Consider the following 20,757-nt stretch of genomic DNA (forward strand, 5'->3'; position numbering starts at 1 on the left):
ATAGGGTTATCCAATACAACGTTTATGCGGAGTAAATCCTATGTATAATGAAAATTTCTGTATCCGAAGAATTAAAGAACTGATGAAAAAGAATGACGATACGTTATATCGGTTATCCAAGCGTTCCGGTGTTTCGTTGTCTACGCTTGCGTCTATGTTTGAAAAGAATACGGATCCGCGTGTGGAGACCATTGAAAAAATCTGTGCAGCCTGTGACATTACGGTTTCACAGTTTTTTGATCAGTCCTCTATGGATTTGACAGCGAATCAGCGCAGACTTTTTACGTCGTTCAATTCTCTGAATCCGGAGCATCAGCGAATGGTAATTTCTTATTCCAGTTTTTTAGAGAACGAGGAGCGGAAACGCTGGCAAATCTGAATATTTGTATATTGTGCGTGAACAAAAGCCGGGCAAAATGGCAAGCCCGGCTTATATTTTTATGTGGATTTCTGGTGCTGTAAGCGGTACGTATTTCAGACCCAATTACATCGCCTTTTAAAACTTTTATTAAGCCTCGCAAACATATACAATAGGGTTATCCAATACAACGTTTATACGGAGCAATTCCTATGTATAATGAAAATTTCTGTATTCGAAGAATTAAAGAACTGATGAAAAAGAATGACGATACGTTATATCGGTTATCCAAGCGTTCCGGTGTTTCGCTGTCTACACTTGCGTCCATGTTTGAAAAGAATACGGATCCCCGTGTGGAGACCATTGAGAAAATTTGTGCAGCTTTTGATATTACCATCTCACAGTTTTTTGATCGTTCGTCGCCGGATTTATCAAAAAATCAGCATAAGCTGTTGGCGTCCTTTAATTCTCTGGATAAAAAGCATCAGCGGCAGGTCATCGCCTATTCCGGATTTCTGGAGCGGGAAGAGGAATGGAGCCGGTATAATAAAAAATAAGGGTCGGTACTACACCGACCCTTCCTTCTTAAATACAACCAATATTGTCTTAAGCAAAATCTTAATATCCAATCCCACACTCCAATTACTGATATACTGGGTATCGAGCTTCACAACTTCTTCGAAGTCGGTAATGTCGCTGCGGCCGCTGACCTGCCACATGCCGGTGATGCCGGGTTTGATGGCCAGGCGGGCGCGGTGGTGGAGCTCGTACTCACTGACCTCGCCGATGAGGGGCGGGCGTGTGCCGACAATACTCATGTCACCCTTCAGCACATTGAAGAACTGGGGAAATTCATCCAGGCTGGTACTGCGGATAAAGCTGCCGATGCCGGTCTTTTTCGTGCCATCCGGCAGGATTTTATTGCCGATGACCCGGGGATCAAAATCCATCTTGAACATTTTGGCGTCGCCAAGTTTATTCTGAGCCATCAGAGCGGCTTTACGTTCCTCGGCGTCCAGATACATGCTGCGGAACTTGTACATTTTGAATTTCTTACCGTTTTTCCCCACACGCTCCTGTGAGAAGAAAATCGGACCCGGAGAGCTGATATAGATGGCCGGGGCCACGAAAATAAATACGATGCCGGTCAGCAGGCAGCCAACAAGCCCCCCTGCGATATCCATGGCGCGCTTAATAAAGAGCTGCTTGGCGGAAACGAAGGTCATGCTGGTGGTCAGCACGGTGTAGTTGCCGACCTTTTCCATGATCTGCTTCTGACCGGGGATATTGACCTCCCGGGACAGATTCAGGTGTACCGCTACGCCGGATTCCACGAATTTATGGACCAGATCCTGAAGAAGCGGATCCTCCTCGACGGAGGGAATGATCAGAACCTCGTCAATCCACTCCTGACATACGTACATGGGAGCGTCTGCGGCGCCTGCGACAACCGGGATACCCTCAATTTTCTGGCCGGTCATATCGCGATCAAGGATGACCAGACCGGAGAGTGTGAACATCTCATAGTTATTTTTCTTCAGGTTCAGGACAGCTTCAGCGGCTTCGTCGGCCCGGGTGACGATCAGCAGGGACCGGTTGCCGCCTATCACCATACGGCGTCTCAGGATGGTTTTCCATATCTGCCGTACTGTGTAGGTCAGAAAGAAATAGATCACATACATGATGCCCAGCATCAGGCGGGAATAGTCCTGCGCGTCCTGAACAAGATAAAGATAAAATACGCCGAGAGCACTGACAATGACCACGTGCTTCACGGTTTCCATAAATTCAATATAGGGTCCTCTTTTCAGGACGTTTTTCAGCGTCTCGAAAAAGAAGAGGGTAACGATGTCCGCAAACGCGATAAAGACGGCCATGTTCCGATAAAGAACGATGGAGTATGGATTTCCTTCGAAACCGCGGATGATATATGCGAGAAGAAAGGCGGCCTGCAGGCAAATCATATCCAGAAGGATAAAATCGTAGTGCTTGAACCACCCGGTTGATTCTTTTTTGTACATAGTACAACAAATTCCCTTCAAATAACAAATTTTGTAACAGGTGCTTTTCTATGTGTATCATAAAAGATTTTGCGGTGCTTGTCAAATAATAAGTATCTGGGATATAATAGATAAAATAAAGGAAGGAGACTACCGATGAACTGGATAAAAGAACATGAGATAGATTCCTGGCTCTTAAGAGGCGCCGTGGCATTGATGTTGCTGTTCCCGGCTTTTTACAGTCCCTACACAGATGTGTATCAGAGCGCGTATTACGCAGGGTTCTCCTGGGCCTATTTTCTGGTGGTATTGTATATGGCAGTGCGGGTCTGGAATAACAGGGACAGGCTTCCGCGTATATCCATAGCAGCGATTGTTTATTTTGCGGGACTGCTGATTTATAATCTGCTGTCTCTGTATTTTAATCATAAATATCTGCACTGGTACTGGGAGCAGGTCAATAATACGGTGGCATTTCTATTGCTGGCAGTGATAGCGGGCCTGGGGGAAGGCTCAGAAGAGAAACGGGATGGAACAATCCGTTTTCTGATGTATTGTATCATACTTTCCAATATAGGCAGCATTATTTACTACATGATGGGCTATACCAAGCTGCTGATTTGCAATAATCAGTTTGTGCTTTTTGAACTGCCGGAGAATTTTTACGAGACCCGTCATTACTGGCTCTACAGCCATAAAAGTGAGTACGCGGTGATGCTGGTGGCTTTTATCGCGCTGCTGGTGGCTTATCGGAAGAAGTTCCGCTCGCAGCTTACCTTTGTGGCAGGAGAGGCCGTGCTGTTATATTGCCTGTATCTGACCCATTCCTGGACCGGTATCGCAGGGGTATTCCTGATTTTCGCTGGCTATGCGGCGGATCAGATTGAGTGGAAGCATTTTCGTTTTAAGGCATGGTATCTGGCGGTATTGGCTGTGTTCGGTTACGCGGGCTGGAAGGTGGCCGGCGATGTGCTGGCGGAACGGAATATCTGGAATCTGGGAGGGAGAATTCCTATCTGGAGGGGTGTGTGGGAGAGTGTGATTCTCAGACATCCGGAAGGCTGGGGCATGCGTTTTGGCGAATCCGCCATTGATGTAAATGGAGAAGGCTGGTGGTTTGTCAATAACGCCCATAACGTTTTTTTTAATCAGATGCTCCGCTTCTCCATCCCCGTCGGCATTATTTTCACCCTGCTATTCCTGGGTATCGTCATCTATACCCTGGTGAAAGGCCGCAGCTTCCTGGTGACAGGTACCTGGATTGCGTTGCTGGTTTTGCTGGACATGGACTATGCTCTGATGAGCACGGAGATGGCTCTGCTGTTCCTGATCGTGTGGCTTATCAGCATGTACAGAAAGCCTATTTATAATAGGAAAAAAGCCATTTCCTAAATGTAAAAAAAGCATAAATAAATTGACTTGCGTCCCCGGAAATAGTAATATCAATGGTGTGTATACAAAGAAAACAATGGAACGAAGCGGGAGAGTATACGGACATGAAGGAAATGAAATGGTGGATGGATATCGTAAAAAATCTGACCATGCTGACCCAGTTCAGCTTCACGCTGGTGACGCCGCTTCTGATGTGTCTGGGCATCTGTTGGCTGCTGTGCGCGAAAGTGGGACTTGGCGGCTGGATCTATATTCCGGGATTTTTCTTTGGTATGGGAGGCTCCGGAATGGTAGCCTGGAAACTTTATATATCCGTGACCGGGAAGCAGAAAAAGGAAGAGACAAAAAAGCACATTTCCTTTAACCGGCACGAGTAGAAAAGGTGGAATCTATGAGCAAGCTTTTGGACAATATGCAGCCCGCGATCAAAGAGGAGACGAAGCATGTGGCGATTTATACAGCCACAGGCGTGGTACTTATGTGGCTGCTATTTCTGGTACTTCATTTTACGATGCCGGAGAAGGTGCCGTTTAACTATACGGTGATTCTCGGCGGGCTCGGCGGCGGGGCAGTCGCTGTTCTGAATTTTCTGTGGATGGGTCTCATGGTGCAGAAGGCGGCCGCGAAGGCGGGCGACCAGGACGCGGTGAAGACTCTGGTAAAGGGAAGCTATTCCCAGAGAATGCTGTTTCAGATGCTCTGGGTGATCATAGCGATTGTCGCTCCCTGTTTTCACTATGTGGCGGGGATTCTTCCGCTGCTGTTCCCGGGAACGGGAATCAAGATCATGGGGATTTTGAAGAAATAGTTGGAACTATTGGAATTTGTGAAGATAGGAGGTGAAGATGCATGGAAGTGGATATTTCAGGTGCTCGGGTCTTTTTCACGATACCGACGAATATTCCCATACTGGGCGATCTTCAGATTAGTGAAACCCTGGTGGTGAGCTGGATTGTCATGGCGCTGATTACGGGTCTTTGTATCTGGCTGACTCACGACCTGAAGGTGGAAAAGATCTCCAAGCGTCAGGCCGTGGCTGAGATGCTGGTGGAGATGGCGAACAAGTTCGTCATCGGCAATGCGGGCGAGAAGTTCCGGAAGCTGATTCCCTTTGTGGCGGCTCTGTTTGCCACAAGCGTGGTTTCCAACCTTATCAGCTTAATCGGTCTTCGGAGTCCGACGGCGGATCTTTCGACGGAAGCTGCCTGGGCCATCGTGGTATTTATCATGATCACAGCTCAGAAGATCAAGACCAGCGGAATCGGCGGATATCTGAAGGGATTTACCACTCCGATTGCCGTCATGACGCCGTTCAACGTGCTGTCCGAGCTGGCTACGCCCATCAGTTTGGCCTGCCGTCATTTCGGTAACATTCTTTCAGGCGTGGTTATCAACGCACTGATTTACGGAGCCCTGGCTCTGGCCAGCAGCAAGCTGTTGGGACTGCTTCCGGGCGTGCTCGGAGGTGTGCTGTCGCAGATCCCGATCCTGTCGGTAGGTCTTCCGGCGATTACGTCGGTCTACTTTGACTGGTTCTCCGGCGTGATGCAGGCATTTATATTCTGTATGCTGACGGTGATGTATATCGCCAACGCGGCAGAGGAGTAAGCTCAAAAGGTTATTAAAAAATGAAAAAACCATTTTAGGAGGAAATGAATATGGAATTTCAGTTACTTGCAAAAGGTATCGCATTAGCAGGATGTGCAATTGGAGCAGGACTGGCGCTGATCGCCGGTATCGGACCTGGTATCGGAGAAGGTAATGCCGTATCCAAGGCCTGCGAAGCTATCGGACGTCAGCCGGAGTGCAAGGGCGATGTTACCTCTACCATGCTTCTTGGTTGTGCTATCGCAGAGACCACCGGTATCTACGGTTTCGTAACCGGTCTGCTGCTGATCTTCGTAGCGCCGGGTATGTTCATGAACTTCCTGGCATAATCCGTAACAGAATCACGGAGTATAAGAAAAACAGGAGGTCAGGACATGGATGTACAGGAATTAGTTGGTCTTGTGCCATGGACGTTTGTCGCGCAGATCTGTAATCTGTTTATTCAGATGTATCTGATCAAGCGTTTTCTGTTCAAACCGGTAGGTGAGATGCTCGAGAAAAGAAGAGCGCTGGCAGACGCGCAGATTCGCGAGGCCGAGCAGGCTAAGGCGGACGCGGACGCCATCAAGACCGAGTATGAGCAGAACATGAAGGAAGCGAAGGAGAAGGCAAATGAGATCCTTATCACCGCCCAGAAGACGGCGGCGCTTCAGAGTGAAGAGATGCTGAAGGAGGCTACAGCCCAGGCGGCTGCCCTGAAGTCAAAGGCAGAGAGCGACATCGCCCAGGAGAAGAGAAAAGCGGTCAATGAAATCAAGGATGAAATTGGCGGCATGGCCGTGGAGATTGCCGGTAAGGTAATCGAGCGGGAGATTAGTGAAGAGGATCACGCGAAACTCATTGACGAATTTATCGCGAATGTAGGTGAGGCATCATGACACAGTACGCCAGATTGTATGGCGGCAGTCTCTATGACCTCGCTGCCGAAGAAAATCTCACGGACGCCATCGGAGAGCAGATGAAGGAAATTCGGAATCTGTTCCGGGAGAATCCCGACTATGTAAAGCTGCTCTGTGAGCCCTCCGTCCCGAAGACAGAACGGACAAAGCTCATCGAGGAAGCCTTTGGCGGACAGGCAGAGCGTTATTTGGTGAATTTTATGAAGCTGCTGTGTGAGCGGAATCTCCTCGGAGAATTTGCAGGCTGCTGCGAAGAATTCACACGGCGCTATCACGCGGATCATGGAATCGCCGAGGCAGTGGTGACCAGCGCGGTTGCTTTAAGCGACGCGCAGCTTACGGCCCTGAAGGCGAAGCTGGAAAAAATCAGCGGAAAAACCGTAGAGCTGGTACAGAAGCTGGATGCTTCTGTGGTAGCAGGTCTGCGTGTGGAACTGGAAGGAAAGCAGCTTGACGGAACGGTTCAGGCCAGAATGTCAGGAATTTCCAGAAAACTGAACGAAGTAATCGTGTAACTTATAAAATACTGTTTAAAGGATGGGAATGGAAACATGCAATTAAAACCAGAAGAAATCTCCAAGGTCATCCGCAGCCAGATCAAATACTATGACAATGCTATCCAGCAGAATGAAACCGGTACGGTTTTGATGGTTGGTGACGGTATTGCCAGAGCCAGCGGCCTGATTAACTGTATGGCAGGCGAGCTGCTGGAGTTTGAGGACGGCAGCTTTGGTATGGCCCAGAACCTGGAAGAGAACAGCGTGTCCATCGTATTGTTTGGTTCCGATGAGAACATCAGCGAGGGACAGACTGTAAAGCGTACCGGCAAGGTCGTATCCGTTCCGGTCGGAGAAGCGATGATTGGACGTGTCGTAAACGCCCTGGGACAGCCGATCGACGGTGCAGGCCCCATTGTGACGGATACCTTCCGCCCGATTGAGAGCCCGGCTCCCGGTATCTGCGAGAGAAAGAGCGTATCTGAGCCGCTTCAGACCGGTATCAAGGCCATCGATTCCATGGTTCCGATTGGACGCGGACAGCGTGAGCTGATCATCGGCGACCGTCAGACCGGTAAGACTGCCATTGCGGTAGATACCATTATTAACCAGAAGGGACAGGACGTGATCTGTATCTATGTAGCCATCGGTCAGAAGCGTTCCACCGTAGCTAATCTGGTAGAGACTTTGACAAAGAACGGCGCCATGGATTACACCATGGTTGTAGCCGCTACTGCATCCGAGGCAAGCCCGCTGCAGTATATCGCGCCCTATTCCGGCTGTGCCATGGGCGAGTACTTTATGAATCAGGGAAAGCACGTGCTGATCATCTATGACGATCTGACCAAGCACGCGGTTGCGTACCGTGCACTCTCCCTGCTGATCCGTCGTCCGCCCGGCCGTGAGGCTTATCCGGGTGATGTATTCTATCTGCATTCCAGACTTCTGGAGCGTGCGGCGAAGCTGGACGATGAGCACGGCGGCGGTTCCATGACGGCTCTGCCTATCATTGAGACCCAGGCAGGCGATGTATCTGCCTACATTCCGACTAACGTGATCTCCATTACAGACGGACAGATCTTCCTGGAGACCGAGCTGTTCCACTCCGGTGTTATGCCGGCGGTAAACCCGGGTATCTCTGTATCCCGAGTAGGTGGTAACGCCCAGATCAAGGCAATGAAGAAGGTAGCCGGTACCCTGAAGCTTCTGTATTCCCAGTACCGTGAGCTGCAGAGCTTCGCTCAGTTCGGTTCCGATCTGGACGCCGATACCAAGGCACGTCTGGAGCAGGGAGCGCGTATCGTGGAGGTTCTGAAGCAGAATCAGAACGCGCCGGTTGCAGTTGAGAAGCAGGTGGCGATTCTCTATGCGGTTACCAGAGGAATCTTGACACGGATTGCCACAGAGGATGTGAAGGCATATGAGGCAGGTCTCTACACCTATCTCGATACCGACGCCACAGGCGCTGCGGCTATGCAGGAAATCCGCTCCACAGGCAAGCTGGAGGCTGACACCGAGGAAAAACTGAAGGCAGCCCTGGATGCTTACACGGAGCAGTTCCTGAATACAAAGCCTGAAAAATAAGTGATAGAGGAGGAAGCATATGGCTGCAAATATGAAAGCGGTGAAGCTGCGTATCCGAAGCGTGCAGAGCACCATGCAGATCACCAAGGCGATGGAACTTGTAGCATCCTCCAAACTGCGTAAAGCAAAGGAACGAGCAGAAATCTGCCGTCCTTATTTCCGGGAGCTTCATGAGACCCTGCAGGATATCGCAGATGGCAATACGGATTTTACATCCGTGTATGTGAAGAAAGCAGCTTCTGAAAAATACTGCTATGTTGTCATGGCGGGTGACCGCGGACTGGCAGGCGGCTACAATTCCAACATGTTCAAGACCGTGGAAACGGCCATGGAAGACAGGGATTGTGTAGTGCTGCCCATCGGCAAGAAGGCGGTAGAGCATTTCCGGAGAAAGGGAATTCCCTGCATCACTGAGAAGTATGCGGAGATCGAGGACGTCTCAGTAGCCAACTGCTTCGAGATGGCCAATATGCTCTGCAAGGAATTCAAAGAGAAGGGATTCGGTCATATTGAACTCTGTTACACGAAGTTTGTGTCCATGCTGTCACAGCAGCCGGATGTCATTTCCATGCTGCCGCTGTCAGAGCTGGCCAGAACGGAAGAGAAGAAGGAGCCGGTACGGAACCTGATTCTTTATGAACCCAGCGCGGAGGAGGTCTTTGACGCCATCGTGCCGGAGTACCTGGCAGGTCTTATTTACGGCGGCGTCTGCGAGGCTCAGGCCAGTGAGCTGGCGGCCCGGAGAATGGCCATGGAGGCGGCGACCGGCAACGCGGAAGAGATGATCGAGAACCTGAACCTGTTTTATAACAGAGCCCGTCAGGCCAGCATAACGCAGGAAATCACAGAGATTGTTGGAGGTGCGGAAGGCATCTGATGAGATGCGGGTGAAAGCCTGCAGCTCGGACAAGGAATCATCATATATAAGGAGATTCAGGAATGAGTGAAAAACACATTGGTGAGGTAGTGCAGATCACCGGCCCCGTACTGGACATCCGGTTTGCTCACGACGAGCTGCCTGCGCTGCTGAACGCCATTGAAATCGATAACAACGGTACGAAGCTGACCGTTGAGGTGGCACAGCAGATCGGCGACAATACGGTCCGCTGTATCGCCATGAACTCCACTGACGGTCTCGTCAGAGGAGCAAAGGCCCTGGATACCGGAAAGCCCATCGAGGTTCCGGTAGGCGAGGAGTGCCTCGGCCGTGTATTCAACCTTCTGGGCGACCCGGTAGACAATCAGCCGGCTCCGGAGGCGAAGGAGCACTGGTCCATCCACCGTCAGGCTCCGGCTTACGAGGAGCAGGTACCGGCGACCGAGATTCTGGAGACCGGTATCAAGGTCGTAGACCTGATTTGCCCCTATGCAAAGGGTGGTAAAATCGGTCTGTTCGGCGGTGCGGGAGTAGGTAAGACCGTCCTGATCATGGAGCTGATCCACAACGTAGCGACAGCACACGGCGGTATTTCCGTATTCACCGGCGTAGGGGAGCGTACTCGTGAGGGTAACGACCTTTATAACGAAATGAAGGAAAGCGGCGTTATTGACAAGACCGCCCTGGTCTATGGTCAGATGAACGAGCCCCCCGGAGCCCGTATGCGTGTCGGACTTTCCGGACTGACCATGGCAGAGTACTTCCGCGATGTGAAAAATCAGGACGTGCTTCTGTTCATTGATAATATTTTCCGTTTCACACAGGCAGGTTCGGAGGTATCCGCACTGCTTGGACGTATGCCGTCCGCAGTAGGTTATCAGCCTACCCTGGCTACCGAGATGGGTGCTCTGCAGGAGCGTATCACATCCACCAGAAAGGGATCCATCACTTCCGTACAGGCTGTATACGTACCGGCAGATGACCTGACTGACCCGGCTCCTGCTACTACCTTTACCCATCTGGACGCTACCACGGTACTTTCCCGTGAGATCAGTGCCCAGGGTATCTATCCGGCCGTAGACCCGCTGGATTCCACCAGCCGTATCCTTTCTCCGGAGATCGTAGGCCATGAGCACTACGAGGTAGCCCGTGCGGTACAGCAGGTGCTGCAGCGTTATAAGGAGCTGCAGGATATCATCGCCATCATGGGTATGGACGAGCTGTCTGAGGAGGATAAGCAGACAGTAAACCGTGCCCGTAAGGTTCAGCGTTTCCTGTCTCAGAGCTTCTCTGTGGCAGAGCAGTTTACCGGTATGCCGGGAAGCTATGTTCCGCTGAAGGAGACTCTGCGCGGATTCCGTATGATTCTGGACGGCGAGTGCGATCAGATACCGGAGAGCTGCTTCCTGATGGCAGGAACCATCGACGAGGTATTTGAGAGAGCGAAGAATCAGTAAAGGGGGATGTCTATGAAGACTTTTCCGTTACGAATCGGAACGCCGGACGGACTGCTTTTCGAAGGAGAGGCAGAGCGGGTCGTATGCAGAACCATCACAGGTGACCTGGCGATCCTGGCCGGACACAGTAATTTCTGCACTGCCCTTGGTATGGGACACGCTCATGTGGTACTGCAGGACGGAACGGTCCGTGAAGCGGCCTGCATCGGCGGCATGCTGACCATGATGAACGGCACCTGCCGTGTTATGGCTACCACCTGGGAGTGGAAAGAGGATATCGACGAGGAGCGTGCGGCGAAAGCCAAAGCGCGCGCCGAGAAGCTGCTGGAGGACAAGAGCATGGATGAGCGCGACTATCGCATGGCAGAAGCGCGTCTGAAGCGTGCGTTGCTCCGTCTGGATGTAAAAGGATAATCGAATATAGATTACGAAAGAGAAAACCGGATTTTCGGTGGCCTGTATGCAACAGGTACACGGGGATCCGGTTTTTGTGTTGGAAAAGCAGTTGCGGAGAAAATAAGAAGTGGGCTATACTGGAGAAAAGAAGTATGGCATGCGGGGGACAATATGAAACAACGTTTTTTAGAGACACTTCATCTGGAAGAAAATTATAAGAGGGAATGTAAGCTGGCAGAGAACGGGCTGCCAGTCAGCATCTGGGAGACCTACTCTTCATTTGCCAACACAGAGGGCGGTGTTATTCTGCTTGGCGTGCGGGAACACAGGGATTCCTTTGAGGTAAATGGATTGACGGAGCGTCAACTGGTGAAGTACCAGAAGGATTTCTGGAGTGTAGTAAATGACAGAAACAAGGTTTCAAAAAATATTTTGCTGAATCATCATGTGGCGGTTGTGGAGGTCGAAAGCAAGAAACTTTTACAGATAGAAGTACCGGAAGCAGATCGGCATGATAAGCCGGTTTATATCGGCCCGGATCCGATGAAGGGAACCTATCGGAGAAATTACGAGGGTGACTATCTGTGCGCGGAGGAAGAAATCCGAGCCATGTTTGCGGATCAGAGAGAAGTTTCTGTTGATTCAGAAATTTTGGAGAAAATGACATTGGATGCCCTGAATGTGGATACGATAAAGGGGTATCGGATTCGTTTCAAAGGTCTGCATGAAAATCATCCCTGGAATAAGCTGCAGACAGATGAGTTCCTGATGAAACTGAAAGCTGTGGGAAAAAATAAGGAAGGGAATCTTTCCCCGACGGTTGCGGGGCTGCTGATGTTTGGAGAAGCGGAATACATACAGGATGTTTTCTCAAATTATTTTCTTGACTATCGTGAAGAGACAGAGAATGAGAAGGTACGCTGGCTGTATCGAACGACTTCTGATGATGGTGACTGGAGCGGTAATCTATATGATTTTTATTATAAAGTAATTAACCGGATTGATGATGATGTGGCAGTACCTTTTGTAAATCGGAGAAATGGGGCGCGTGTAGATGAAGTAGATGTACACGAAGCATTGGCAGAGGCTGTGGCCAATGCGCTGGCGCATGCGGATTATCAGGGCAGGAGAGGCATTGTAATCGTAAAAAATCGAAAGAAAATTACAATCGCAAATCCGGGAACGCTTCGCGTTTCGCGGGAGGATTTCTTTGCGGGAGGAAATAGTGATCCGAGAAATCCGCTTGTATTAAAGATGTTCAGTCGAGTAAATGTGGGCGAACGGGCCGGAAGTGGTATCGATAAGATTATGACAGCCTGGCGGGAACAGAACTGGAAGAAGCCGGAATTTATTACAGAATACAGTCCGGATCGGGTGATTGTAAAGCTGGAAGTCGGGCAAGTGGTGTACATACCGGGAGCTGCAGATCTGCGGGGAAAAGGATATGAACTGGAAAGCGCGGAAGTGACTTCGCGGATAAAAGAAGATGCGATAAAATATAATGCAATGTCAAAAGAAGAACAGATATTGTCTTATCTTCAGCAGCATGGTGAAATCAGTATGGGACAGGCCACAGAGCTGTGTGGTTATAAAACAAAATCCGCAGCCAGGAAATTGATGGAGAAGTTACGGGAAAAGAACAGAATCGAACGAATTGGTTCTGGACCTATGACCAGATATCGGATAAAATCCTAAGGGTCTCTAAGGGTCTCTAAGGGTCTCTAAGGGTCTCTAAGGGTCTCTAAGAAAATTGACATTTAAGAAGACGGCAGTTAAGAGGTGCCGTCTTCTTAAATTTATTGGAAAGGGTGATAGGCAGGTAAAATCCTTCAGCTTTTCAGGGCCGTGGCCAGCCGCCCGTCTGCCTGGGTCAGCTTTTCTCGTGCCTGTTCCGCGTTGAGAGCGGCGAGGGCCATGAGAATGGCTGTTTTTACGTGATAATCCGAAGCGCGCAGAAGCTCTGCGGCTTTTTCGCGGTCGCAGCCGGTACATTCCTGCAGAATGCCAAGGGAGCGTTCCACCAGCTTTTCATTACTGGGACGCACATCAACCATCAGATTCTGGTAGACCTTTCCCAGCTTGATCATGGTGCAGGTGGAGATCATATTGAGGATCAGCTTCTGGGCGGTTCCGGCCTTCATCCGTGTGGATCCGGTGATTACTTCTGGGCCGGTGACCGCCTCTATGGGGATCTCCGCATGGGAGGAAATAGCGGCATGGGAAACACAGGCGACGGAGCCTGTCAGTGCGCCGATGGAGCGGGCATAGTCCAACGCTCCGATGACATAGGGCGTGCGTCCGCTGGCAGCCAGTCCCACCAGTGCGTCGCGGGAGGTAAAGCCGTGCGAAAGTAGATCCTGCTTTCCGTTTTTGGGACTGTCCTCGGCGCTTTCACTGGAATCGCGGAGCGCGGAATCTCCGCCGGCGATAATGCCCTGAACCAACAGGGGCGAGACTCCGTAGGTGGGCGGACATTCCGAAGCGTCCAGTACTCCCAGCCGGCCGGAGGTGCCTGCGCCGATGTAGTACAGGGAACCGCCGTTCTGGAGCCGCTCGCAGATTCCGTCAATGAGTCGCGCGATATCCGGCAGCGCCGTTTCCACGGCCTGAGTTACGGTGGCATCCTCCTGATTGACGGTACGCACCATATCCAGGGTGCTCATGGAATCTATATGCATAGTTCTCGGATTTCTCTGTTCTGTTTCCAGGTTTTTTAAATTCATAGAAAGTCCCTCCCTTCTGATAAGAAAATTATAGAAAATGTGAAACATAAATACAATCATTTTCAAAAAGAATAAAATTTAATTTCACATTTTGAAAAAGATATGCCATACTACAGAAAAGAAAAGCAGGAAGAGAGGGAAAAATATGAGTGTTTTAATTAAGCTGCGGGATCAGAGAAATCTATCGGAGGCAGAAAATCAGGTGCGGGAATATATTTTGCGGTATCCCAAACGGGTGCTGGAATACACGGTGTATGATCTGGCCAGAGAATCCTTCACTTCACCGGCCACCATCGTACGTCTGTGCAAAAAGCTGGATATTAAAGGCTTTTCCAGGTTGAAGGTACTGCTGGCGGAGGAAACAAAATATTTCCAGAATATCAAGCTGAATCTGCTGGATACGACCACCATTGAAAAGGACGATTCCCCGGGGGCTATCATTGATAAAATCACAAACATCTCCATTAAAACGATAGAAGAAACGCGGGTACTGGTCAACGAAGAAACGCTGCTTCGGGTGGCCAGACTTATGAAAGACGCCAATATCATAGATTTCTACGGGATTGGCGCTTCCAGTCTGGTAGCTGTGGACGGACAGTTCAAATTTATGAGAATCGGCAAAAATGTCATCGTACACCAGCATTATGACCGGCAGTATGTGCAGGCGGTTAATTCGGACGCCTCCCATCTGGGAATCATCATTTCCTATTCGGGAGAAACAAAGGAAATGCTTCAGATAGCGGGAATTTTGCAGAAAAACGGGACGCCGGTGGTGGCGGTGACCTCTTCCGGAGAGAATTCCCTGAACCGGATTGCGGATCATAATCTCTTTGTGACGGCCAAGGAAACAGTATTTCGAAGCGGGGCCATGGCCTCCAGAACGGCTCAGCTTTATGTGATCGATCTGCTGTATGCCATCTATTGTTCTCTGGATTATGACGAAATTATACAAAAAATTCAGAAAACAAGAATTGATCAGGTCAAATAAACAGATGACAGCGTAAATTTCTTTCTTAAACTGAAATAAAGTTTCAACATAAACACAGAATATTGACACATAATTTCGTGTTTGCTATGTTGAAATCAGAAAGGGGGCAGAAAAAATGATTACCATTGCAAGAATCGATGAACGCCTGATACACGGTCAGGTGGGCTATGCCTGGTCTGTGGTATATAAAAGCGACGCAATCATGGTAATTGATAATGAAATTTCGAAAGATAAATTTCAGATCAGCCTTTTGCAGATGGCGTGTCCGGCGGGGGTAAAATGCTTCGTCTGCGATGAGGATAAAGCGGTGGAGCTGCTGAACAAGTACGCGAAAAAGAAAATTTTTGTGGTTGTAAAGCATCCGGGAACGCTTCTTCATATTTATGAAAAGGGGGTAAAGCTGGAAAAAATCAATGTAGGAGGACTGTATTTTAAGGAGGGAAGACGACAGTTGTCAAAAACTGTCTATGTGGATCCGGAGATGGAGGAGATTTTCAGAAAACTGAACAGCTATGGCGTGGCGCTTGAAAATCGTACTACCCCTACGGATACGGAAGAAGACCTGATGAAGCTGATGTGAGAGACTGGAAGGAGAAGGTGTAGATATGAGTACGATACAGGTATTGATTTTAAGTATATTTATTGCGTTTCTGATACTTGAGAATTATGGATATGGCTACTGGATGATTTCCCGTCCGATTTTTGCGGGACCGCTCATCGGACTTTTGCTGGGGGATGTGCAGACGGGTCTTCTGGTGGGTGGAAGCGTAGAGCTGATGTATATGGGCGTAATTCCGGTGGGTGGAAGCGTACCGCCCAATGCGCAGATCGCGGGTATTCTTTCCACCGTATTTGCTATTTTGAATGGTGGAAACGCGGAAGTGGGAATTGCGCTGGCGTTGCCGATTGGACTGCTGGCCCAGCTTTTGATTATGCTGGCATGGAACCTGAATATTATTCTGATTCACGGCGCGGATAAATACGTACAGGCCGGAGATTACAGGAAGGTTGAAAAAATGCAGCTTTCCGGTCTGGTGGTATTTTTCTTCGTATTTTTTATTCCCACATTCCTTGCGATTCAGTTCGGAAGCGATTTTGTCAATAATGTGGTAGCGGCCATGCCGCCGGTTCTGACTGACGGACTGAAGATTGCCTCCGGCATTCTTCCAGCAGTGGGAATGGCAATGCTGTTGAAGATGATGAATTTCAAAAAATACTGGTCGTTCTTCGCGCTGGGCTTTGTATTTTCTATTTATCTGGGACTGAATGTACTGGCGATTTCCATCATTGCCCTGGCTATGGTCTGCGCTATGAATGCCATGCGGAAAAAGGATGCGGATGACGGTTTTGACGATGAGGATGAGGAAGAATCCGGAGCCACAGAGGGTCAGTTGGACAAAAAGGTGCTGAAAAAAGTATTCTGGCGTTCCTTCTTCTCCATGACTACGATTAACTATGAGCGTTACTGCTCTCTTGGTTTTTGCTATGCCATGATTCCGGCATTGAAGGTATTTTATCCGAATCAGGATGATTTTAAAGAGGCACTGCAGAGACATAATGAGTTCTTCAACTGCCATCCCTATACCGGAAATGCGGTTCTGGGCGTGACACTGGCACTGGAGGAACAGCGCGCGTCGGGAAGACCCATTTCCGCAGAGGCGATTTCTTCCGCGAAGGCAGCCCTGATGGGACCGCTTTCCAGTATCGGAGATTCGGTGTTCAAGGCCACCTTTATGACCATCTTCGCGGCTATCGGCGCGGCGCTGGCTCTGGATGGCAATCCCATGGGGCCGGTTATCTTTATCGTGCCCAATGTGCTCTTAAACGTATGCTCCAGATGGCTGTTTATCAAATACGGCTATGCATGGGGAACCAACCTTGTGGTAAAGATGAAGAGCAGCGAAATCATCGACAAGTTTGTGGAGGGCGCGACGATCGTAGGCATGATGGTGGTCGGAGCCATGATTGTGGGTTTTGTAAAGCTGAATATTGCCTGCGTATGGAATATCGGTGAGAAAGAGATTATCCTTCAGGATATTATCAATTCCCTGATGCCGAGCCTGCTCCCGCTTCTGCTGGTGCTTGGATATTATCGGATTATGGTAAAGAATAAAAAGGGAATGTATATCTGTATTATCGCAAGCTTTGTACTTGGCATTGCCGGAAAGGCGGTAGGTCTCTTCTGATGAATCAAAGAGGAAAAGATGTTTTAGAGAAAATCAAAGGAAAGCTGATTGTATCCTGTCAGGCACGGGTCGGCTGGCCCATGTATGGCGCCGATATTATGGCCGCCTTCGCGGCGGCCGCCGAGCAGGGAGGAGCAGCAGGAATCCGTGCCACGGGTGTAGATAATATCACCCGTATCAGGGAAAAAGTACATTTGCCGATTATCGGTATCAACAAACAGTTCAGCGATGAATATGAAGTCTACATAACGCCAACTTATCAGAGCGCGGCGGATATTCTGGAAACGGGAGCGGAAATTATCGCGCTGGACGCGACGCCCCGGAGACGGCCGGGCGGCGAAACACTGGAAGAAATTCTGAGACAGATTCGCGAGCATTATCCGGATGCGTTGGTTATGGGAGAAATTTCAACACTGGAAGAGGCAGAACGTATCATTCCCATGGGGTTTGATCTGATTTCCACCACTCTGTCGGGGTATACCCGGGAAAGCCAGGAGGTGAAAGCCGTGAATCTGGATCTGATTCGCCAGATTCACGCAATTACGGATATTCCCATTATTGCGGAGGGTAAGATCCGCTGTGAACAGGAGGCGGTGGAAGCCCTGAAAGCAGGAGCGCATGCAGTCGTGGTGGGAACCTCCATTACCAGGCCGGAAATCATTACGGAGCGCTATGTGGAGGCTATCCGCGAGGCGGAAGACTGAGCCCGGTGTCGAAACCCTGCCGCGCGCATATACTACTACAAAAAGGATATCCCCATGAAATATGACGACGAACTGCAATCCGGTTTCGGAATGTATCAGGCATATCCGTTTTACCCTTTTCTGCCGTGGGAAGATGAAAAAACGCGCGATCAGAGACGCTTTCGGGAGCTGTATCCAATGCTTGCAAGACGTATTCAGCCGTTGGTAGAGAAGGCCTGCGATATGCAGGAGTACGAGGGCAGCTTCATGTTTGACGAATATCCGGATCAGCTGATGATCCGGCGCGTAAGCCGCAGCATTTACGAGCGGTTGGATAAGAGCGCGTATCAGGATGATTTGATGATGCAGGAGGTCAACGGGCGGAACTGGCTGGAGGATTTCGTGACGGTGATGCTGTTGAATGAGATGTACAGCCGGAGATGCCGCAGACGGGATCGGCGGTGCGGCGGAATTTATTAAAAAAAGAGGATTCGTGCTTTGTGTTATTCAGGCAAAGTACGAATCCTTTTCTTTTTCTGAAAAGACAGTTCAGGCAAATTGGTCAGCAAAATGTGTAAGTGCCCGGTTAATAGCCTGAGCCAGTCCATCCTGATCAATATCGGCGGTTACATAATCTGCAATAGCCTGCACCGTTGTCATGGCATTTCCCATGGCGATGCCGAAGCCGGCGGCCCGGATAAGCTCGATGTCGTTCATGCTGTCGCCGATGGCCACCGCATTTGAAAGATCCGTGTGATAATGGTCAAGCACCCGTTTGGCACCAATTATTTTGCCGTTTTCCCGGGGAATGATATCGGCTCCGCCCAGATTGTCGCCCATGTAGAGCAGCTTTACTTCCGGAAAATGCGCCTGCAGGTCGTCGATAGCTTCTCTGGAGTCCGCAAGGAAGAAGGAAGGAACCCTTTTCTCATACAGCTCCAGAAAATCCTTCCCGTGCCGGGGGGCCATGGCTTTCCGTGCCGGAGAAATATTTTTCATAAAGCGGTCGATATTGGAGGTGTACCAGATATTGTTGTAGCCGCAGGTCAGGCAGTACTGCTTTTCCAGCACATAATCCAGAATCCGTTTCTGAAGCTCCGGATCGAAATATTTTTCCCAGACCAGCTTTCCTTCGATCTCCACAATCGCACCGTTGGAGCTGACAAAACAGTCTGGTGTAAAGTGTTCCCGTAACTCTTCCGGCAGCTGGGAAGTCCGCAGGGAGCGTCCACTGGCAATTGCCACAGGGCAGCCCTTTTCTTGAAGCATTTTCAGAGCGGCAACAGCGCTTTCCGGAATGGAAGCGGTCTGATGACTGAAGATTGTGTTATCATAATCAATAAAAAATACAGGCTTCATAGTAATCTCCTCAAAATCCATAGCAATACAAAGAATATTATAGCGTATTTGCGAAAATAAGGGAAGAAGCGAAAAACAAAATCGTGTAAGTAATGCAGAGTTTTCTCCTGAAAATGGGCATTTTTCGTGAAATATACGGTATTTACAAATAGAAAGTTTGTGGTATACTAAACTAAGACTAAAATAGACATTTTTGGAAATGATATAAAACATAGATAATAAATTCAGAGAACAGAAAGCAGAGAAACGGGAGTTATTATGGATCAGTATGTGATTAAAGGTGGCAACCCCCTTGTCGGCGAGGTAGAGATCGGCGGCGCGAAGAACGCGGCCCTTGCAATTCTTGCGGCAGCAATTATGACAGATGAGACAGTTTTGATAGAGAATCTTCCGGATGTACGGGATATCAATGTACTCCTGAAAGCTATGCAGCAGATCGGCGCACAGGTAGACCGCCTCGATCGTCATACGGTAAAAATCAACGGATCCCGCATCGGGGATTACAGTGTTGACTATGAATATATTAAGAAGATTCGGGCTTCTTATTATCTGCTGGGCGCTTTGCTTGGTAAGTATAAGAAGGCTGAGGTTCCCCTTCCGGGCGGCTGCAATATCGGCAGCAGACCTATCGATCAGCATCTGAAGGGCTTCCGGGCTATGGGCGCTGACGTGAAGATTGAGTACGGATCCATCATGGCCGAGGCAGAGCATCTGCGCGGCAGCCATATCTATCTGGATGTGGTTTCTGTAGGAGCGACTATCAATATCATGATGGCAGCATCTATGGCGGAGGGCAATACCGTTCTGGAAAATGCGGCTAAGGAGCCCCATGTGGTAGACGTGGCGAACTTCCTGAACAGCATGGGTGCCAACATCAAGGGCGCAGGTACGGATGTGATTCGAATTAAGGGTGTTGAGAAGCTTCACAGCACGGAGTATTCGATTATCCCGGATCAGATTGAAGCAGGAACCTTCATGTTTGCGGCGGCGGCGACCCGAGGTGATGTGACGGTCAAGAATGTGATCCCGAAGCATCTGGAGGCCACCACTTCCAAGCTTCTGGAAATTGGCTGTGAGATTGAGGAGTTGGACGACGCAGTCCGCGTGGTATGCTCCAAGGGACTTCGCAGCACCAATGTTAAGACACTGCCTTACCCGGGATTCCCGACGGATATGCAGCCTCAGATTACCGCAACCCTGGCGCTGGCCAAGGGCAGCAGTATTGTGACCGAGAGCATTTTCGAGAATCGTTTCAAATATGTGGATGAGCTGGCGCGTATGGGCGCGAATATCAAGGTGGAGAGTAACACCGCCATTATCGAGGGCGTGGAGCGCTACACCGGTGCGCAGGTATCCAGTCCGGATCTCCGTGCGGGAGCGGCATTGGTTATCGCGGGTCTGGCAGCGGACGGTATCACCATCGTAGACGACATCCATTTCATTGAGCGCGGCTATGAGAGATTTGATGAAAAGCTCCGTTCTCTGGGCGCTGAGATTGAGAAAGTGGAAGATGAGCGCGCGCTTCAGAAATTTCGCCTCAGAGTGGGTTGACAAAACACCCGGAGTAGTGTAATGTATAGCACGTGATAAGCAAATTGAATATTGTAAATTTTCTCTTATTCAGAGTGATGGAGATACAAAGGATCTGTGAAGTCACGGCAACCCCGCGTCAGCGGAAGGTGCCAACCTGAGCGAGTTGAATCGAACAATAAGAGGATTTGGTTATCGTGATATAAACAGGTCCGCTTGA

23 protein-coding genes and 1 riboswitch are annotated in these 20,757 nt (G+C 49.6%); of the genes, 20 read left to right on the forward strand and 3 right to left on the reverse strand.

Annotated features, from left to right (window positions below; translation table 11 throughout):
* Positions 1-40: 40 nt before the first annotated feature.
* A complete protein-coding gene (locus ACESZP_RS07500) occupies positions 41-379 on the forward strand; it encodes a helix-turn-helix domain-containing protein (protein WP_178039411.1) in 339 nt (112 codons plus the stop codon).
* Between the two features lie 191 nt (positions 380-570).
* Positions 571-915 (forward strand): helix-turn-helix domain-containing protein, encoded by a 345-nt coding sequence (locus ACESZP_RS07505; RefSeq protein WP_178039412.1) that lies wholly within the window; start codon positions 571-573, stop codon positions 913-915.
* Between the two features lie 9 nt (positions 916-924).
* Here ACESZP_RS07505 and ACESZP_RS07510 read toward each other — a convergent pair whose 3' ends face one another.
* Positions 925-2,379, reverse strand: coding sequence for a sugar transferase (locus ACESZP_RS07510; RefSeq protein WP_499708582.1), 1,455 nt, complete (start codon positions 2,377-2,379; stop codon positions 925-927).
* A 135-nt stretch (positions 2,380-2,514) separates the two neighbouring features.
* Between ACESZP_RS07510 and ACESZP_RS07515 the strand changes: the two genes are divergently transcribed.
* From ACESZP_RS07515 to ACESZP_RS07570, 12 genes are all read left to right on the forward strand, one after another.
* Complete coding sequence (locus tag ACESZP_RS07515) at positions 2,515-3,750, forward strand: O-antigen ligase family protein (protein WP_499708583.1); 1,236 nt, start codon at positions 2,515-2,517, stop codon at positions 3,748-3,750.
* Positions 3,751-3,854: 104 nt separating this feature from the next.
* Positions 3,855-4,127, forward strand: coding sequence for an AtpZ/AtpI family protein (locus ACESZP_RS07520; RefSeq protein WP_349165224.1), 273 nt, complete (start codon positions 3,855-3,857; stop codon positions 4,125-4,127).
* 14 nt (positions 4,128-4,141) lie between these two features.
* The gene (locus ACESZP_RS07525) at positions 4,142-4,558 is read left to right on the forward strand and encodes a hypothetical protein (protein WP_349165225.1); all 417 of its coding nucleotides are present in this window, start codon (positions 4,142-4,144) and stop codon (positions 4,556-4,558) included.
* 41 nt (positions 4,559-4,599) lie between these two features.
* The gene (locus ACESZP_RS07530; RefSeq protein ID WP_178039416.1) at positions 4,600-5,358 is read left to right on the forward strand and encodes a F0F1 ATP synthase subunit A; all 759 of its coding nucleotides are present in this window, start codon (positions 4,600-4,602) and stop codon (positions 5,356-5,358) included.
* Between the two features lie 50 nt (positions 5,359-5,408).
* On the forward strand, positions 5,409-5,687 hold the full coding sequence (gene atpE, locus ACESZP_RS07535; RefSeq protein ID WP_178039417.1) for an ATP synthase F0 subunit C: 279 nt from the start codon (positions 5,409-5,411) through the stop codon (positions 5,685-5,687).
* Positions 5,688-5,732: 45 nt separating this feature from the next.
* Positions 5,733-6,236, forward strand: a complete 504-nt coding sequence (gene atpF, locus ACESZP_RS07540; RefSeq protein WP_178039418.1) for a F0F1 ATP synthase subunit B — start codon at positions 5,733-5,735, stop codon at positions 6,234-6,236.
* Entirely contained in the window at positions 6,233-6,772 is a 540-nt protein-coding gene (gene atpH, locus ACESZP_RS07545) for an ATP synthase F1 subunit delta (protein WP_178039419.1), read from the forward strand. Before atpF ends, atpH begins: the two co-directional genes overlap by 4 nt.
* Positions 6,773-6,808: 36 nt before the next feature.
* Positions 6,809-8,338: a F0F1 ATP synthase subunit alpha gene (gene atpA, locus ACESZP_RS07550; RefSeq protein WP_499708587.1), complete on the forward strand. Its 1,530-nt coding sequence runs from the start codon at positions 6,809-6,811 to the stop codon at positions 8,336-8,338.
* A gap of 19 nt (positions 8,339-8,357) precedes the next feature.
* Positions 8,358-9,215, forward strand: a complete 858-nt coding sequence (gene atpG, locus ACESZP_RS07555; RefSeq protein ID WP_499708589.1) for an ATP synthase F1 subunit gamma — start codon at positions 8,358-8,360, stop codon at positions 9,213-9,215.
* A gap of 62 nt (positions 9,216-9,277) precedes the next feature.
* Positions 9,278-10,672, forward strand: coding sequence for a F0F1 ATP synthase subunit beta (gene atpD, locus ACESZP_RS07560; RefSeq protein WP_349165228.1), 1,395 nt, complete (start codon positions 9,278-9,280; stop codon positions 10,670-10,672).
* 12 nt (positions 10,673-10,684) lie between these two features.
* Positions 10,685-11,086 carry an ATP synthase F1 subunit epsilon gene (atpC, locus tag ACESZP_RS07565; protein ID WP_499708591.1) on the forward strand — a complete coding sequence of 134 codons (402 nt, stop codon included), beginning with the start codon at positions 10,685-10,687 and terminating at the stop codon, positions 11,084-11,086.
* A gap of 153 nt (positions 11,087-11,239) precedes the next feature.
* Positions 11,240-12,763 (forward strand): DUF8451 domain-containing protein, encoded by a 1,524-nt coding sequence (locus ACESZP_RS07570; RefSeq protein WP_499708593.1) that lies wholly within the window; start codon positions 11,240-11,242, stop codon positions 12,761-12,763.
* A gap of 134 nt (positions 12,764-12,897) precedes the next feature.
* Here ACESZP_RS07570 and murQ read toward each other — a convergent pair whose 3' ends face one another.
* Complete coding sequence (murQ, locus tag ACESZP_RS07575) at positions 12,898-13,791, reverse strand: N-acetylmuramic acid 6-phosphate etherase (protein WP_499708595.1); 894 nt, start codon at positions 13,789-13,791, stop codon at positions 12,898-12,900.
* A gap of 145 nt (positions 13,792-13,936) precedes the next feature.
* Here murQ and ACESZP_RS07580 point away from each other — a divergent pair, with 145 nt between their 5' ends.
* The 5 genes from ACESZP_RS07580 to ACESZP_RS07600 all read left to right on the forward strand — a co-directional run bounded on the left by ACESZP_RS07580 (position 13,937) and on the right by ACESZP_RS07600 (position 18,128).
* Positions 13,937-14,779: a MurR/RpiR family transcriptional regulator gene (locus tag ACESZP_RS07580; RefSeq protein WP_499708597.1), complete on the forward strand. Its 843-nt coding sequence runs from the start codon at positions 13,937-13,939 to the stop codon at positions 14,777-14,779.
* A 115-nt stretch (positions 14,780-14,894) separates the two neighbouring features.
* Complete coding sequence (locus ACESZP_RS07585; RefSeq protein ID WP_440321001.1) at positions 14,895-15,359, forward strand: PTS sugar transporter subunit IIB; 465 nt, start codon at positions 14,895-14,897, stop codon at positions 15,357-15,359.
* Positions 15,360-15,384: 25 nt separating this feature from the next.
* Complete coding sequence (locus tag ACESZP_RS07590) at positions 15,385-16,965, forward strand: PTS system mannose/fructose/sorbose family transporter subunit IID (protein WP_349165234.1); 1,581 nt, start codon at positions 15,385-15,387, stop codon at positions 16,963-16,965.
* Positions 16,965-17,669: an N-acetylmannosamine-6-phosphate 2-epimerase gene (locus ACESZP_RS07595; RefSeq protein ID WP_499708600.1), complete on the forward strand. Its 705-nt coding sequence runs from the start codon at positions 16,965-16,967 to the stop codon at positions 17,667-17,669. The genes ACESZP_RS07590 and ACESZP_RS07595 overlap by 1 nt, the downstream gene beginning before the upstream one ends.
* 54 nt (positions 17,670-17,723) lie before the next feature.
* Entirely contained in the window at positions 17,724-18,128 is a 405-nt protein-coding gene (locus ACESZP_RS07600) for a hypothetical protein (RefSeq protein WP_349165236.1), read from the forward strand.
* Positions 18,129-18,197: 69 nt separating this feature from the next.
* Here ACESZP_RS07600 and ACESZP_RS07605 read toward each other — a convergent pair whose 3' ends face one another.
* Positions 18,198-19,007 carry a Cof-type HAD-IIB family hydrolase gene (locus ACESZP_RS07605; protein ID WP_499708602.1) on the reverse strand — a complete coding sequence of 270 codons (810 nt, stop codon included), beginning with the start codon at positions 19,005-19,007 and terminating at the stop codon, positions 18,198-18,200.
* A 258-nt stretch (positions 19,008-19,265) separates the two neighbouring features.
* Between ACESZP_RS07605 and murA the strand changes: the two genes are divergently transcribed.
* Positions 19,266-20,558, forward strand: a complete 1,293-nt coding sequence (gene murA, locus ACESZP_RS07610; RefSeq protein WP_178039430.1) for a UDP-N-acetylglucosamine 1-carboxyvinyltransferase — start codon at positions 19,266-19,268, stop codon at positions 20,556-20,558.
* 62 nt (positions 20,559-20,620) lie between these two features.
* A riboswitch (SAM riboswitch) is annotated at positions 20,621-20,722 on the forward strand.
* The last annotated feature ends 35 nt before the right edge of the window (positions 20,723-20,757 follow it).

Source organism: Candidatus Dorea massiliensis AP6, assembly GCF_964245105.1.
Taxonomy (GTDB): domain Bacteria; phylum Bacillota; class Clostridia; order Lachnospirales; family Lachnospiraceae; genus Laedolimicola; species Laedolimicola intestinihominis.